This is a genomic window from Methylobacterium nodulans ORS 2060, from assembly GCF_000022085.1.
GTDB lineage: Bacteria > Pseudomonadota > Alphaproteobacteria > Rhizobiales > Beijerinckiaceae > Methylobacterium > Methylobacterium nodulans.
Genome location: NC_011894.1, coordinates 6,964,570 through 6,979,410, shown reverse-complemented (window position 1 = coordinate 6,979,410; position 14,841 = coordinate 6,964,570). Strand labels below are relative to the sequence as shown.

The window sequence follows — 14,841 nt, the reverse complement described above, 5'->3', positions numbered from 1 at the left end:
CGCGTTGGCGGGAGCGAAGCAGGGCCGGTCGCCGCGCTCCTTGGACGAGGAACCCCATGCCGTCGATGCAAGGCGTTGTCACCATCGCCCGGGAGAGCCGGTTCCAGCTCGTTGACGACGTCGGCGCCTTCGGTCTCGGCGTGCTTCCGCTCCTCGGACTCTGCGCGGCGCGGCCGGACGTGAGCTTCCGCTTCGCCCAACCCGAGAACCGGCCCGAGGCGCCCGAGCACGGCCCGCCGCCCCGGGCCGGCCACGTCGCCTCGAAGTCTTGGGCCCCCTCCCTCAGACGGTCCGCCTGATCGTGCAGATCTTCCGACCCGGCGCCGACACGATCGCCCGGCTCCTGATGGTTTCGGTGGCCGCATTCCCGGTGCTCGCGGTCGGGCTGACCTACCGGCTCTGGGCCTCGCCCTACGCCACGCAGCAGAACGTCGTCCGCGAGCAGCCGGTGCCCTTCAGCCATCAGCACCATGTCGGCGGGCTCGGGATCGCCTGCCGCTACTGCCACACCTCGGTCGAGACGGCCCGCTTCGCCGGCCTGCCGCCGACCCATACCTGCATGTCCTGCCACTCGCAGATCTGGACCAATGCCGAGATGCTGGCGCCGGTGCGGGGGAGCCTCGCCACCAACACCCCGATCCACTGGCGGCGCGTCCACACGCTGCCGGACTATGTCTATTTCGACCACAGCGTGCACATTGCCAAGGGCGTCGGCTGCTCGACCTGCCACGGCGCCGTCCAGAGCATGCCGCTGATGCGGCAGGCCGCGCCGCTCACCATGAGCTGGTGCCTCGACTGCCACCGCAACCCCGAGAGGAACCTGCGCTCCCGCGAGGAGGTCTACGACATGACCTGGACCCCTCCCCCCGACCAGGAGACGCGCGGCAAGGTGCTGAAGGCGCAGTACCACATCCAGTCCGCCGACCGTCTCAGCGAGTGCTCGATATGCCACCGCTGACCGGCGCCAACGGATTGTCGCGCCGCGAGGCGCTCCGGGCCTTCGCCGCCGGCATCACGCTCGCGGCGGGCGCCTGCGCCAAGCCCGACGAGGAGATCGTCCCCTACGTCGTCCAGCCCGAGCGCGTGACGGGGGGCGTGCCGCTCGTCTTCGCCAGCACGCTCCCGCTCGCCGGCTACGGCCGCGGCTGTCGGGTGCGGTCCGTCGACGGCCGTCCGATCAAGGTCGACGGCAATCCGCGCCACCCGGCGAGCCTTGGGGCGACGGACGTCTTCGCCGAGGCGGCCGTGCTCTCGCTCTACGATCCCGACCGCTCGAAGACCGTGCGGCAGGGCGGCGACATCGCCAATTGGAGCGCGCTCCAGAAGGCCCTCGTTCCGAAGGTCTCAAGGTGGCGGGGCAGCCAGGGCGAGGGCCTGCGGCTCCTCACCGGCCGGGTGACCTCGCCGACGCTCCAGCGCCAGATCGGCCGCCTGCTCGACGCCTATCCGAAGGCGGTCTGGCACGCTTACGAGCCGACCGAGGACGCCTCGGCCCGAGCGGGCGCTGCCCTCGCCTTCGGCCGCGCGCTGACGCCCCTGCCCCATCTCGACCGGGCCGCCGTGATCGTGAGCCTCGACGCCGACCCGCTCGGCCCCGGCCCCGACCAGATCCGCAGCGGCCGCGGCTTCGGCAGCCGGCGCGTGCCCGAGGCCGGTGACGGCTTCTCGCGCCTCTACGCCATCGAGGCCACGCCGATGCCGACCGGCGCCAAGGCCGACCACCGCCTCGCCCTGCCGCCGCAGCAGATCGGCGAGGCGGCGGTGGCGCTGGCGAAGGCGCTCGGGGCCGGCACGCGTGACGCGCAGCTTCCGGACGCGGCCGCCCGCCTCGTGGCGCGGGCCGCCGAGGACCTGAAGGCCCGCCACGGCGCCGCCCTCGTGCTCGCCGGGCCGACCCTGCCGCCGGACCTCCACGCCCTGGTGCACTGGATCAACGGCCAGATCGGCGCGCCCCTCGACTGGATCGAAGCGCCCGACGCGATCGCCGGCCGCATGCCCGGCTCGCTCCCCGACCTCGCCCGCGATCTCGCGGCAGGCGCCGTGTCGGACCTCGTGATGCTCGGGGTGAACCCGGCCTACGACGCGCCTGCCGACCTCGCCTTCGCGGAGAACTCAGCGAAGGCGCCCTTCCGGCTCCATCTCGGCCTCTATGTCGACGAGACCGCAATTCTCGCCTCCTGGCACGTGCCGGAGACGCATCCGCTCGAGAGCTGGGGCGACCTGCGGGCGATTGACGGCACCGCCTCGGTGGTGCAGCCGCTGATCCGGCCCCTCTACGCCACCCGCACCGCGGAGGAGGTCGTCTCGGCGCTCCTCGGCGAGACGGATGCTGCAGCCTACGACCTCGTGCGCGAGACTTGGCGCGAGACTAGGCGGGCGGGACAGGATGGCACAGGCGAGAATGGCGCGAAGCAGGCTGCGTTCGAAGCGTGGTGGCGGCGCGTGCTCCATGATGGCGTCGTGCCGGACAGCGCCGCCACGCCGATCGCGGTCGGCGCCCCGCGCCTGCCGGATCTCAATCCCGCCGCGGGCCCGGGCGACCTCACCCTGGTGCTGCGGCCGGATCCGACCGTCTGGGACGGACGCTTTGCCAACAATGCGTGGCTCCAGGAATGCCCGGCGCCCCTCACCAAGCAGGTCTGGGGCAATGCCCTCTCGCTCTCGCCCGAGGAGGCGGTGCGGCGCGGCGTGAAGCAGGGCGATCTCGTCCGGATCACGGCCGACGGGCGGGGCATCGAGGTGCCGGTCGCCGTCGTGCCGGGCCATGCGGCCGGCGTCGCGAGCCTGACCCTCGGCTACGGCCGGACGAAGGCCGGCGCGATCGGCAGCGGCATCGGCGCGAACGCCTATGCGTTGCGCCGCCAGGACGCCCTCTGGCGGATCGATGATGTCGCCCTCGCGCCGACCGGCCAGCATCCCGGGATCCTCACGACGCAGCGCGTCGTCCGCGAGCGGGAGGCGAAGGAGAACTACCCGCTCCTCACCATGGCCGCGCTCGCCGAGGGCCGCACGGCCACGAAGGAGGCACCCGGCACCAAGCGCGGCCCGCACCCGACCCTCCTCGGTTCCTCGACGGGCGACGCGGACGGCCATGCCTGGGCGATGGTGATCGACACCTCGCTCTGCATCGGCTGCAACGCCTGCGTGATCGCCTGCCAGACCGAGAACAACGTGCCGGTGGTGGGGCCCGAGGAGATCGCGCAGGGGCGCCTGATGCACTGGCTGCGCATCGATACCTACGATCGCGGCCGAAAAGGACATCCGCGCCCCGGCTTCCAGCCGGTGCCCTGCATGCATTGCGAGCACGCGCCCTGCGAGCCGGTCTGCCCCGTCGCGGCCTCGGTCCATGACGGCGAGGGCCTGAACGTCCAGGTCTACAACCGCTGCATCGGCACCCGCTTCTGCGAAGCGAACTGCCCCTACAAGGTCCGGCGCTTCAACTTCCTCGGCTACGCGGACGGGCAGGAATACGCCAATCTCGGCCTCGACCCGCTGCCGGCGCAGCGCAACCCGGAGGTGAGTGTCCGCCAGCGCGGCGTGATGGAGAAGTGCACCTACTGCATCCAGCGCATCAGCGGCGCACGGCGCGCCGCCGAGCGCGACGGGCGCCCGCTCGGCCGGGGCGAGGTCACGACCGCCTGCCAGGACGCCTGCCCGACGCGGGCCATCGTGTTCGGCGACCTCGCGGACCAGGAATCCGACGTCGCCCGCCTGAAGAAGGAGCCGCGCCACTACGCGCTCCTCGGCCATCTCGGCACGCGCCCGCGCACCACCTACCTGGCGGACCTCCGCAATCCCGCCCCCGATTTCCAGGGAGACGGCTCGTGAGCGCGGATCTCCGGGCGAAAGCCCCACCGGCCCATCGCTGGATCGCCTCCGAGCGGGCGAGCGACGTCGCCATCACGGACGCAATCGTCAACCCGATCCTGATCGGCGTCGGCAAGGGATGGTGGATCGCCCTCGCGCTCACCCTGCCCTTCGTGCTCCTCACCCTCGTCGCCATCGCGTGGCTGTTTTGGCGGGGCGTCGGCGTCTGGGGCATCAACACCACGGTGGTGTGGGGCGTCGCCATCGCCAACTACGTCTGGTGGATCGGCATCGGCAACGCCGGCACGCTGATCTCCTCGATGCTGCTCCTCACCCGGCAGCGCTGGCGCGCCTCGATCAATCGCTTCGCCGAGGCGATGACCCTGTTCGCGGTCGCGATCGCCGGGCTCTTCCCGATCTTCCACCTCGGCCGGCCGATCTACGCCTACTGGCTCGCCCCCTACCCCAACACCATGGGGCTCTGGCCGCAATGGCGCAGCGCCCTCGTCTGGGACTTCTGGGCGATCGTCAGCTACCTCCTGTTTTCGCTCCTGTTCTGGTATGTCGGCCTGCTGCCCGACCTCGCGACGATGCGCGACCGGGCGAGCTCTCGCGGCGCCCAGGTCTTCTACGGCGCGCTGGCCCTCGGCTGGCGCGGCTCGGCCCGTCACTGGCGGCGGCTCGAAACCCTGCACACCACGATGGCGGCCCTCGCGGTGCCCCTCGTCTGCTCGGTCCACTCGATCGTCGGGCTCGATTTCGCGGCAAGCCTGATGCCGGGCTGGCAGGAGAGCATCTTCCCGCCCTACTTCGTGGTCGGCGCTATGTATTCGGGCTTCGCCATGGTGGTGGTGCTGGCGGCGCTGGTGCGCTGGGGCCTGCGGCTCCAGGCGGTGATCACGGTCAACCACTTCGAGGTGATCGGCCGGGTCATGCTCACGGCCTCCCTCGTCATGGGCCTGTCCTACGCCACCGAGTGGTTCACGGCCTGGTACGGGGGCAAGCCCGGCGAGCGCGGTCTCGTCGCCTACGAGGTCACGGGCGACTACGCCGCCCTCTACTGGGCGATGCTCGCCTGCAACGTGGTGCTGCCGCAGGCCCTCTGGCTGCGACGCCTGCGGCGCAGCATCCCGGCCATGGTCGTGCTCTCGATCATCATCAATGCCGGGATGTGGCTGGAGCGCATCCTGATCATCTGGACGACGCTCTCGCACGGCTACGCGGCGAGCCTCTGGCGGGTCTTCCACCCGACATTCTGGGACTGGTCCTTCCTGTTCGGGCCGCTCGGCCTGTTCGCCTTCTTCTTCCTCATCCTCGTGCGGGTGGTGCCGGCCGTATCGATGCACGAGGTGCGTCAGCTCTCCCACAAGGAGGCCGCCTGATGGGAGAGATGCTCGCCGCCTTCGCGGATCCGCAGAGTCTGGTCCGGGCCGCCCGAACGGTGCGGGAGAGGGGCCACCGGCCCCTCGACACCTTCACGCCCTATCGCGTGGAGGATGCCGAGACCGTGCTGGAGCCGGAAGAGCGCCCGACCCGCATCCGCTGGGCGATGCTGATCGGAGGCTTCGGCGTCGCGGCTCTGGCCTACGGCATAGAGTGGTATAGCGCGGTCATCGATTACCCGCTCAATTCGGGCGGGCGCCCGCTCCACAGCTGGCCGGTCTTCCTGCTCGTTCCCTTCGAGGTCGGGGTCTTCGCGGCGGCGCTCACGGGGCTCCTCGCCTTCCTGTGGGGCAGCGGCCTGCCGCGCCTGCACCATCCCCTCTTCGAGATCCCGGGCTTCGAGCGGGCGAGCCAGGATCGCTTCTTCCTGCTCGCTGCGGAGACGAACGCGGAGGGCGACGGCATCGCGCTGCGTCATCTCCTCGAGGAGGCGGGCGCCCTCGTGGTGTTCGAGGTGCGGCGATGAGACGGGCCGTGCTGCTCGCAGCCGCGCTCCTCGCCGGCTGCCAGGACCAGAGCCTCTTCCAGCAGAAGCGCTACGACGCCTACGCGCCCTCGACGATCTGGCTGGATGGCACCTCGGCGCAGCCGCTGCCGGCCGGCACCGTGGCGGAGGGCGACCTCGCCCGCGACGCCGCGCTCAGGGTCCAGCCGGAGGTGACGCCCGCGCTCCTCAGGCTCGGCCGCGATCGCTACGACGTCTTCTGCTCGCCCTGCCACGGCTATGACGGCGACGGGCACGGCATGATCGTGCAGCGGGGCTTCCCGCCGCCGCCCTCCTACCATTCCGAGCGCCTGCGCGCCGCGCCGGCCACCCACTTCGTCGACGTCATCACCAACGGCTACGGCGTGATGTATTCCTACGCGGCGCGCGTCCCGCCCGCGGAGCGCTGGGCCATCGCCGCCTATATCCGGGCCCTGCAGCTGTCGCGCCACGCGACCCTCGCCGAGGCGCCCGAGGCCAGCGGGAGGCTGCCGTGATGGATCAGGCCGTCCGCGGCTGGCTCGCCGCCTATGCCGCCTGGAGCGGCATCCCGATCGGCAGCCTCGTGCTGCTCCTCATCCACGGCCTCACCGGCGGGCGCTGGGGCGAGGCGCTCGGGCCGGTGCTGCGCCCGACGGCGGCGCTGATGCCGCTCGCAGCCCTCGCCTTCGTGCCGATCGGGCTCGCCCTGGCGGCAATCTATCCTTGGGCCGCCGATCCGGCCCATGCGCCGCCGCAGGTCGGCCCCCAGTTCCTGAACCCGACCTTCTTTCTCGCCCGCTCGACGCTGGCGCTGGTGGTCTGGTCGGCCGTCGGGCTCGTCGTCGCGGCGGGAAGGGGCGGACCGCTCTTCGCCGCCCTGGCGCTCCTCCTCCACGGAATCCTGATCAGCGTGATCGCGGTCGACTGGGTGCTGTCGGTCGAGCCCGGCTTCGTCTCCTCGGCCTTCGCGGCGGGCTTCGCCATCGAGCAGATCCTCTCCGCCCTCGCCTTCGCGGCCCTGCTGGCGCCGGCCTCGCTCGATACCGAGCGGGCCGGGGATCTCGGCGGGCTCCTGATCGCGACGCTGCTCGGCACCGTCTATATCGGCCTGATGTCCTTCATCGTGGCGTGGTACGGCGACCTGCCCGACAAGGCGGAGTGGTACCTGCGCCGCACCGAGCACGGCTTCGTCTGGCTCCTCGTCGCTGCCCTCGTGGCGGGCGCCGTCCTCCCCTTCGCGCTGCTGCTGCGCAAGAGCCTGCGCCAGAACCGATCGGTCCTGCGCCTCGTCGGCGCCCTCGTGCTCCTCGGGGTCGCCCTGCACCGGCTCTGGCTCGTCGTCCCGGCCTTCGACGAGCGCGGCCTCGCCCTCCTCCTCGCCAGTGCGAGCCTCTGCCTGCTCGCTGCCCTCACCATCGGCCTCGTCCGCTGGACGGCGCCGCTTTTCGCAAGGGGCCCTGGCCATGTCCACTGACGCCGCCCGCAAGGATCAGCCCCCGGAAGCCCCCGGCGTCCCGGTCTTGCGGGTGCTTGGCCCCGTCTTCGGCTTCGCGGTCTTCACGGGCCTGACGATGGGCGCGCTGAAGCTCTACTACGACCGGACCACCCTCCCTCACGGGCAGGTTCCGCCGCGGGCGATGCCCCAGCCCGGCCTGCAGCTCGACCCGCCGGGCGACCTCAAGCGCCTCCTCGATGCGCAGCATGAGAACCTCTCCCATTACGGCTGGGTCGACCGCGACCACGGCGTGATCCGGATCCCGATCACCCGCGCGATGGAAATCCTGGCCGGCCGGGGAGCGGCGGCCTTCGACCCGGTCGGCGCCCCCGCTTCGGCGCCCGGCCCGATCAAGGAGAGCCGGCGGCCATGAGGCGCATCCTCCTCGCCCTGCTGATCGCACTCCTTCCGGTGGCCGCCCCAGTGACCGCCCAAGCCGGCCTGTCCGAGGCCGATCTGGCGGGCGCCGGCCTCTCGCCCCCGGCCGGCGCGCGGCTTCCCCTGGCCTTGCGCTTCACGGACCAGACCGGGCGCGTCCTCGCGCTCGGTGACGCGCTCGGCGAACGCCCGGCGCTGGTGCTGCCCGTCGACTTCACCTGCCGGACCCTGTGCGGGCCCGCGCTCGCCGTCGTGGCGAGCGTGCTCGCGCAGACGGGCCTGCGGCCCGGCGCCGATTACCGCCTGATCGTGCTCGGCCTCGACCCGAAGGACAGCCTGCAGGAGGGCCGAGCCCTCCTTGACGCCCAGGTGGCGGATCCGGCCTTGCGGGACGCCACCACGCTCCTGCGCGGCGAGGCGGCGGCGGTCGCCGGTCTCACCCGCGCGGTCGGCTACCACACCGCCTACGACGCCGAGCACGACCAGTTCGCCCACCCGGCCGCCGTGCTGGCCGTCACCCCGGACGGGCATCTCTCCCGCGCGCTCTCGACGCTCGCCCTCGACGGGCGGGACCTGCGCCTTGCGCTCCTGGAAGCGGGCCGGGGGACGATCGGCGGTGTCGCGGGCCGGCTCGCGGTGCTGTGCTACGGCTTCGACGCGGCGCACGGGATCTACACGCTCGCGATCTCGCGACTCATGATGATCGCCGCCGTGCTGACGGTGCTGGGGGTGGCGCTTGCCTTGTGGTTCCTCGGCCGCAACGGCGCAGCCACCGCTTCTGGAGACCACCCCCCTCCTCATGCTGAAGTGCTGTGGGCGATCTTCGATCGCCCGAAGGCTGCCTCGAAGCACCCCAAACCGCTGGTCCGGGACAAGGGTGACCGGGAGGAGCGGTCCTGGGTGCTTCGAGGCTGCGGCGGAGCCGCAGCACCTCAGCATGAGGAGCCGAGCCTTTACCATGACCCCGCGGCGCCGAGGCGTGACGGAGGGGGCGGCCGCGCCGCCCGTGAGGCCTCGTGATCTCCTTCTGGCCCGAGACCGCCTCGACGCTGGCCCAGCGCATCGACGTCATCTTCGCCGGGCTGCTCGCGCTCTCCGGCACGATCCTGCTCCTCGTCCTCTGCCTGCTGATCGGCTTCTCGGTGCGCTACCGGCGCGGCTCGGCGGCGCCGCGCGGGCCAATGCCCGAGGTGATGAGCCGCGAATTCGAGATCGGCTGGACCAGCGCGACCCTGTTCCTGTTCGTCTTTCTGTTCTGGTGGGCCACCTCGGTCGAGATCAAGGCCTTCCTGCCGCCCAAGGACGCGATCGAGGTGCAGGTCGTCGCCAAGCAGTGGATGTGGAAGACGCTGCACAGCAACGGCGCCCGCGAGATCAACGAGCTGCACGTGCCGATCGGCGTGCCGGTGCGCCTCGCGCTGCGCTCGCAGGACGTGATCCACTCCTTCTTCGTGCCGGCCTTCCGCCTCAAGCAGGACGTCGTGCCGGGCCAGCTCCATGAGACCTGGTTCCAGGCAACGAAGCTCGGCGTCTTCCACCTGCTCTGCGCCGAGTATTGCGGCACCGACCATTCCCGCATGCGGGGTAAGATCGTGGTGATGACGCCCGAGGACTACGCCGCGTGGCTCGCCGCCCAGCCTGAAGGGGACGACCTCGCCAAGGAGGGGGCGGCGCTCTTCGTCGAGCGCGGCTGCTCGGGCTGCCACGCGCCCTCCGCGAAGGTCCACGCGCCGAGCCTCGCCGGCCTCTACGGCCGCACGGTCGCGCTCAGCGACGGCCGCATCGTCACGGCGGACGAGGCGTATCTGCGCGACTCCATCCTGCAGCCGAAGAAGGACGTGGTCGCCGGCTACGAGCCGATCATGCCGAGCTTCGCAGGGAGGCTCTCGGAGGGCGAGATCCAGAGCCTCGTCGCCTACATCCGCTCCCTCGCCCACAGCCCGGAGGACCGGTCATGAGCGATTCCGCCGCGCTCGGCGAACTGCCCCTGCCGACCGAGCCGGACTACCTGCGGTTCAGCCGCACGGTCGGCTCCTGGCTCACCACCACCGATCACAAGCGCATCGCGATCCTGTTCGCGATCGTGATCACGCTCTTCTTCTTCATGGGCGGCGCGGCGATCACCGTGGTGCGCCTGGAACTCGTCTCGCCGGAAGGCCACCTCATCACCTCGGACACCTACAACAAGCTCTTCTCATTCCACGGCATCGTGATGGTGTGGTTCTTCCTGGTGCCCTCCATCCCGAACACGCTCGGCATCTTCCTGGTGCCGCTGATGATCGGCGCCTCGGACCTCGCCTTCCCGCGGCTCAACCTGTTCAGCTGGTACCTCACCGTGGCGGCCGGGGCCTGCACCGTCTACGCGCTGATCGCCGGCGGGGTCGATACCGGCTGGACCTTCTACACGCCCTTCTCGACGATGTTCTCGAACTCGCACGTCTTCGCGGCGGCGATGGGCGTGTTCCTGGCCGGATTCTCCACCATCGCCACGGGCGTCAACATCATCGCGACCGTGCACATGCTGCGCTGCCCCGGCATGACGTGGTTCCGCCTGCCGCTCTTCGTCTGGGCGGTCTACGCGACCAGCATCATCATCGTGCTGGCGACGCCGGTGCTGGCGATCTCGCTCCTGCTGGTGATGGCCGAGCGCTGGCTCGGCCTGCCGATCTTCGACCCCAACCGCGGCGGCGACCCGATCCTGTTCCAGCACCTGTTCTGGTTCTACTCGCACCCGGCCGTCTACATCATGGTGCTGCCGGCCATGGGCGTCGTCTCGGAGATCATCCCGGTCTTCGCGCGGCGGCGCATCTTCGGCTACAGCTTCATGGTCTACGCCATCCTGGCGATCGCCGGCATCGGCTTCTTCGTCTGGGGGCACCACATGTTCGTATCGGGCATGTCGCCCTTTGCTGCCCTGATCTTCTCGTTCCTGTCCTTCATCATCGCGGTGCCGTCGGCCATCAAGGTCTTCAACTGGACCTTCTCGCTCTACCGCGGCCAGATCGCGTTCAGCGCCCCGATGCTCTATGCCCTCGGCTTCATCGGGCTGTTCACGACGGGCGGCCTGTCGGGGCTGTTCCTCGCCGCCATCCCGATCGACGTGCACGTCACCGACACCTACTTCGTCGTCGCGCATTTCCACTACATCATGGTGGGCGGCTCGGTCTCGGCCTTCTTCGGTGGCTTGCACCTCTGGTGGCCGAAGGTGACGGGCAAGATGTACCCGGAATCCTGGGCCCGCTTCGCCGCCATCCTGATGTATTTCGGCTTCAACCTGACCTTCTTTCCGCAGTTCGTCGCCGGGTATCTCGGGATGCCGCGGCGCTACCACACCTATCCGCCGGAGTTCCAGATCTACAACGTGATGTCGTCGTCCGGCGCCGCGATCCTGGCGGCGGCCTACCTGCTGCCGCTCGGCTACCTGACCTGGTCGCTCTTCTACGCGGCCAAGGCGCCGAGCAACCCCTGGGACGCGACCGGGCTCGAATGGAGCACGACCTCGCCGCCCCCGCACAAGAACTTCCTCCGCCAGCCGCGGGTGGCGCGCGGCCCCTACGACTATCACCCGGAGGGCCAGTCGGCGGAGGTCGGCCCGCCGAGTTATCAGCGCGAGCAGGAGCTGCTGCAATGAGCGAGGCCGCCGAGCGGCTGATCCGCGAGCCCTGGTCCGACCTCGGGCGGCAGAAGCACGGGGCCACCTTCGGCATCTGGCTCTTCCTCGCGAGCGAGATGCTGTTCTTCGGGGCGCTGATCCTGACCTACGCGGTGATGCGGATCGGCCACCCGGAGGCCTTCGCGGCCGCAGGCCGCGAGACGAACCTCACCTTCGGCACCCTCAACACGGCGATCCTGCTCACCAGCAGCCTCACCATGGCGGTCGCCGTGCAGGGATCGGCCGCCCGGGAGGACCTGCGCCGTCTCGTGATCGTCTGCCTCGCGCTCACCGCGGCGCTGGGCGTCGCCTTCCTTGTCGTGAAGGGCTTCGAGTACCGCGAGGACCTCGACAGGAGCCTCGTGCCGGGTCCGGACTTCCCGCTGCCCGAGGCGCCGGCCCAGATCTTCTTCGCCCTCTACTGGGTGATGACGGGGGTGCACGCGGTCCACCTGTCGATCGGGATCGTCCTCGTCGGACGGCTCGCGCTGCAAGGCCTGCTCGGGCGGCTGGAGCTGCGCGAGAGCCCCGACGTCGAGGTGACGGGCCTGTACTGGCACCTCGTCGACATCGTCTGGGTCTTCCTCTACCCGGTCTTCTACCTGCCGGGGCGGTCGTCATGAGCCCGACAATCCGCTCCCTCTGGCTTCGCAACCTCGCGGTTTGGGCGGCTCTCCTCGGGCTGCTCACGCTGAGCTACTTCGCCGCGTTCTGGAAGCTCGGATCGCTCACAACGGCGATCGGCTTCGGCATCGCGGCCGTGAAGGCGCTCCTTGTGCTGGTGTTTTACATGGAGCTGAAGGAGGCCCGCGGGCTGGTGCGCCTTGCGGCCGCCGCCGGCTTCATCTGGGCGGGCGTCCTGTTCGCGCTGACGCTCAGCGACGTGTTGACCCGCTCCTGAACGCTCCAACCAGGATGCCATTGCGGTTCCGGCATTCGGTGCTCGGGGCCTTGCGCCATTTGCCAGGCCGCCTGAATGGCCAAAGACGAGCTGAGCGGCATGAAAGTCCAAAACGGCACGAAACTTGGCAGGCGAGGAACACGGTACGTCAGCGCACGGTTTCTGAATGGACGGGGCACTCCGAGGCCGCTTCCGGCAGTTGCGAAAGCGCCGAAGCGACACAGCTGGTTGGAAGGGGAGCAGTCCATGTCCACCACTCCTGTCAGTGGAGAATAGGGATGCCTGGTGAGGAGAACACGGCGCATTATGACGGTCCGGCCGGCGGTTGGGGCTCTATCCGGGGCATCGCCCGCATCTTCGGCAAGGAGTGGGCGACCCCCCTTGCGACCGAGACGCTGTACCGCCAGAACAAGCCGCGCGGCTTCATGTGCGTCTCCTGCTCCTGGTCCAAGCCGGCGAACTATCATCCCTTCGAGTTCTGCGAGAACGGCGCCAAGGCCACTCTCTGGGAGCTGACCAGCCGCCGCTGTACTCCGGATTTTTTCGCCAAGCACACGCTGACCGAGCTGCGGAACTGGAAGGATTATGACCTTGAGCAGCAGGGGCGGCTCACGCACCCGATGCGCTATGATCCGGCGACCGACAAGTATGTCCCGTGCGAGTGGGAGGAAGCCTTCCGCGAGATCGGGTCCGAGCTCAGGATGTTCGATCCAAAATCGGTCGTTTTCTATTCGTCGGGTCGCGCCAGCCTCGAGGCATCCTATCTCTATGCACTCTTCGCGCGGATGTATGGGAATAACAATCTCCCGGACTCATCCAACATGTGCCACGAGACCACCGCCGTGGCGCTCAAGAAGGTGATCGGTGCCGGAGTCGGCACGGTCGTGTTCGATGACCTATCGAATTGCGACGCGATGTTTTTCTTCGGCCAGAACACCGGCTCCAACTCGCCGCGCTTTCTGCACCCGCTCCAAGAGGCGGCCAAGCGCGGGGTCCCGATCATCACCTTCAACCCTGTACGCGAGAAGGGCCTGGAGGTCTTCATCAACCCACAGAACCCTGTGGAGATGCTCACCGGGCAGGAGACCCGGATCAGCGCGCAGTACCATCAGGTGCGGCCGGGCGGCGACGTCGCGATCCTCATGGGTATCTGCAAGCATGTCCTCGCGGCCGACGATGAGGCGAAAAAGCAGGGCAAGCGCGTGCTCGACGTCGATTTCATCGCGCAGCATACGACAGGCTTGGAGGAATTTGAGGCCAAGGTCCGGGCCACCTCCTGGGAGGAGATCGAGCGCGAATCGGGTCTGAGCCGGAGCGACATCGAGGGCGCCGCCCAGGTCTATGTCGAGGCCGACCGGGTGATCGGGATCTACGGCATGGGGCTGACGCAGCACGTGCACGGTTTCGAGAACATCGCCCTCTTCGTCAACATGCTGCTCCTCAAGGGCAATATCGGACGGGATGGCACCGGCATCTCGCCCGTGCGCGGACACTCGAACGTCCAGGGGCAGCGCACGGTCGGCATCTCCGAAAAGCCCGAACTCGTCCCCCTCGACAAGATCGCCGCCCAGTTCGGCTTCGAGCCGCCGCGCGACAAGGGCATGAACACGGTGGAAGCCTGCGAGGGCATCCTGGCCGGCACGGTGAAGGCCTTCTTCGGGCTCGGCGGCAATTTCGTACGCGCCATCCCAGAACGCGACCGGATGGAGCGCGCCTGGACGAAGATGCGGCTGACCGTACAGGTGGCAACCAAGCTCAACCGCAGTCACCTCGTGAATGGCGAGATCGCCTACCTGTTGCCCTGCCGTGGCCGAACCGAAGAGGACCTGCAGGCGACCGGCCCGCAGGCGGTCAGCATCGAGGACACGTTCAGCTGCATCCACGGATCGCTGGGGCGGCGCACGCCAGCGAGTGAGTCCCTCAAGTCGGAGGTCGCGATCGTGGCGGGCCTCGCCAAGGCGACGCTCAAGCCCAACCCGAAGGTGAAGTGGGACGAATGGGTGGGCGATTATGCGCTGATTCGCGACGAGATCGCCGAGACCTACTCAGAGGAGTTCCACGACTTCAACGAACGAATGTGGACACCGGGCGGCTTCTATCGGGGCAATTCGGCACGCGAACGGATATGGAAGACGAAGAGCGGCAAGGCCGAGTTCACGACGCCCAAGACGATGACTGCCAGCGGCTTCAAGGACGCGCCGGGCCGCTACCGGCTGATCACGATAAGGTCGAACGACCAGTTCAACACGACGATCTACGGCTACAGCGATCGCATGCGCGGGATCGAGGGCACGCGGGACGTCCTTCTCATCAATCATGACGAGATGAAGCGGGCGAATCTCCACGAGGGTCAGATTGTGTCCCTGGTGAGCGACGCGGAGGATGGCGTGGACCGGGAGGTGTCCGGGTTGAAGGTCGTCCCCTTCTCGCTGCCGGACGGGTGCTTGGGTGCCTACTATCCGGAGATGAACCCGCTGATGCCGCTCTCGCATCACGACGAGCAGTCGAAGACTCCGGCCGCAAAATCCATCCCGGTCCGCATCCGAGCCTCCGCCGAGACCGACCTCGTGACGGTACGGCGCGAGCCACTGGACCATGCGACCACCGATGTCTGATCTGGTGTAGGGGCCAGGCTCGCCATGACGCGGTCGTGATAGGCCCAGAGCGCCGCACACCCGTCCCTGCCGCGATCCGCCTCC

General features: G+C 69.3%; 14 protein-coding genes. All 14 read left to right on the top strand.

What is annotated here, in order from left to right; translation table 11 throughout:
* Positions 1-56: 56 nt before the first annotated feature.
* Positions 57-299 carry a hypothetical protein gene (locus MNOD_RS32565; protein ID WP_015933205.1) on the top strand — a complete coding sequence of 81 codons (243 nt, stop codon included), beginning with the start codon at positions 57-59 and terminating at the stop codon, positions 297-299.
* On the top strand, positions 299-958 hold the full coding sequence (locus MNOD_RS32560) for a cytochrome c3 family protein (protein ID WP_043752734.1): 660 nt from the start codon (positions 299-301) through the stop codon (positions 956-958). The genes MNOD_RS32565 and MNOD_RS32560 overlap by 1 nt, the downstream gene beginning before the upstream one ends.
* A complete protein-coding gene (locus MNOD_RS32555) occupies positions 946-3,828 on the top strand; it encodes a 4Fe-4S dicluster domain-containing protein (RefSeq protein ID WP_015933203.1) in 2,883 nt (960 codons plus the stop codon). Before MNOD_RS32560 ends, MNOD_RS32555 begins: the two co-directional genes overlap by 13 nt.
* Complete coding sequence (gene nrfD, locus MNOD_RS32550; RefSeq protein ID WP_015933202.1) at positions 3,825-5,189, top strand: NrfD/PsrC family molybdoenzyme membrane anchor subunit; 1,365 nt, start codon at positions 3,825-3,827, stop codon at positions 5,187-5,189. The genes MNOD_RS32555 and nrfD overlap by 4 nt, the downstream gene beginning before the upstream one ends.
* A complete protein-coding gene (locus tag MNOD_RS32545; RefSeq protein WP_015933201.1) occupies positions 5,189-5,716 on the top strand; it encodes a DUF3341 domain-containing protein in 528 nt (175 codons plus the stop codon). The genes nrfD and MNOD_RS32545 overlap by 1 nt, the downstream gene beginning before the upstream one ends.
* Entirely contained in the window at positions 5,713-6,231 is a 519-nt protein-coding gene (locus MNOD_RS32540) for a c-type cytochrome (protein WP_015933200.1), read from the top strand. Before MNOD_RS32545 ends, MNOD_RS32540 begins: the two co-directional genes overlap by 4 nt.
* A complete protein-coding gene (locus MNOD_RS32535; RefSeq protein ID WP_043749841.1) occupies positions 6,228-7,190 on the top strand; it encodes a hypothetical protein in 963 nt (320 codons plus the stop codon). The genes MNOD_RS32540 and MNOD_RS32535 overlap by 4 nt, the downstream gene beginning before the upstream one ends.
* Positions 7,180-7,584, top strand: coding sequence for a hypothetical protein (locus tag MNOD_RS32530; RefSeq protein ID WP_015933198.1), 405 nt, complete (start codon positions 7,180-7,182; stop codon positions 7,582-7,584). Before MNOD_RS32535 ends, MNOD_RS32530 begins: the two co-directional genes overlap by 11 nt.
* Positions 7,581-8,609, top strand: coding sequence for a thioredoxin domain-containing protein (locus tag MNOD_RS32525; protein ID WP_015933197.1), 1,029 nt, complete (start codon positions 7,581-7,583; stop codon positions 8,607-8,609). The genes MNOD_RS32530 and MNOD_RS32525 overlap by 4 nt, the downstream gene beginning before the upstream one ends.
* Positions 8,606-9,547 carry a cytochrome c oxidase subunit II gene (coxB, locus tag MNOD_RS32520; RefSeq protein ID WP_015933196.1) on the top strand — a complete coding sequence of 314 codons (942 nt, stop codon included), beginning with the start codon at positions 8,606-8,608 and terminating at the stop codon, positions 9,545-9,547. Before MNOD_RS32525 ends, coxB begins: the two co-directional genes overlap by 4 nt.
* Positions 9,544-11,220 (top strand): cytochrome c oxidase subunit I, encoded by a 1,677-nt coding sequence (locus MNOD_RS32515; protein ID WP_015933195.1) that lies wholly within the window; start codon positions 9,544-9,546, stop codon positions 11,218-11,220. Before coxB ends, MNOD_RS32515 begins: the two co-directional genes overlap by 4 nt.
* Positions 11,217-11,864: a cytochrome c oxidase subunit 3 family protein gene (locus tag MNOD_RS32510; protein WP_015933194.1), complete on the top strand. Its 648-nt coding sequence runs from the start codon at positions 11,217-11,219 to the stop codon at positions 11,862-11,864. The genes MNOD_RS32515 and MNOD_RS32510 overlap by 4 nt, the downstream gene beginning before the upstream one ends.
* Positions 11,861-12,142 carry a cytochrome C oxidase subunit IV family protein gene (locus MNOD_RS32505; RefSeq protein WP_015933193.1) on the top strand — a complete coding sequence of 94 codons (282 nt, stop codon included), beginning with the start codon at positions 11,861-11,863 and terminating at the stop codon, positions 12,140-12,142. Before MNOD_RS32510 ends, MNOD_RS32505 begins: the two co-directional genes overlap by 4 nt.
* A 278-nt stretch (positions 12,143-12,420) precedes the next feature.
* A complete protein-coding gene (locus MNOD_RS32500; RefSeq protein ID WP_015933191.1) occupies positions 12,421-14,757 on the top strand; it encodes an FdhF/YdeP family oxidoreductase in 2,337 nt (778 codons plus the stop codon).
* Positions 14,758-14,841 lie beyond the last annotated feature (84 nt).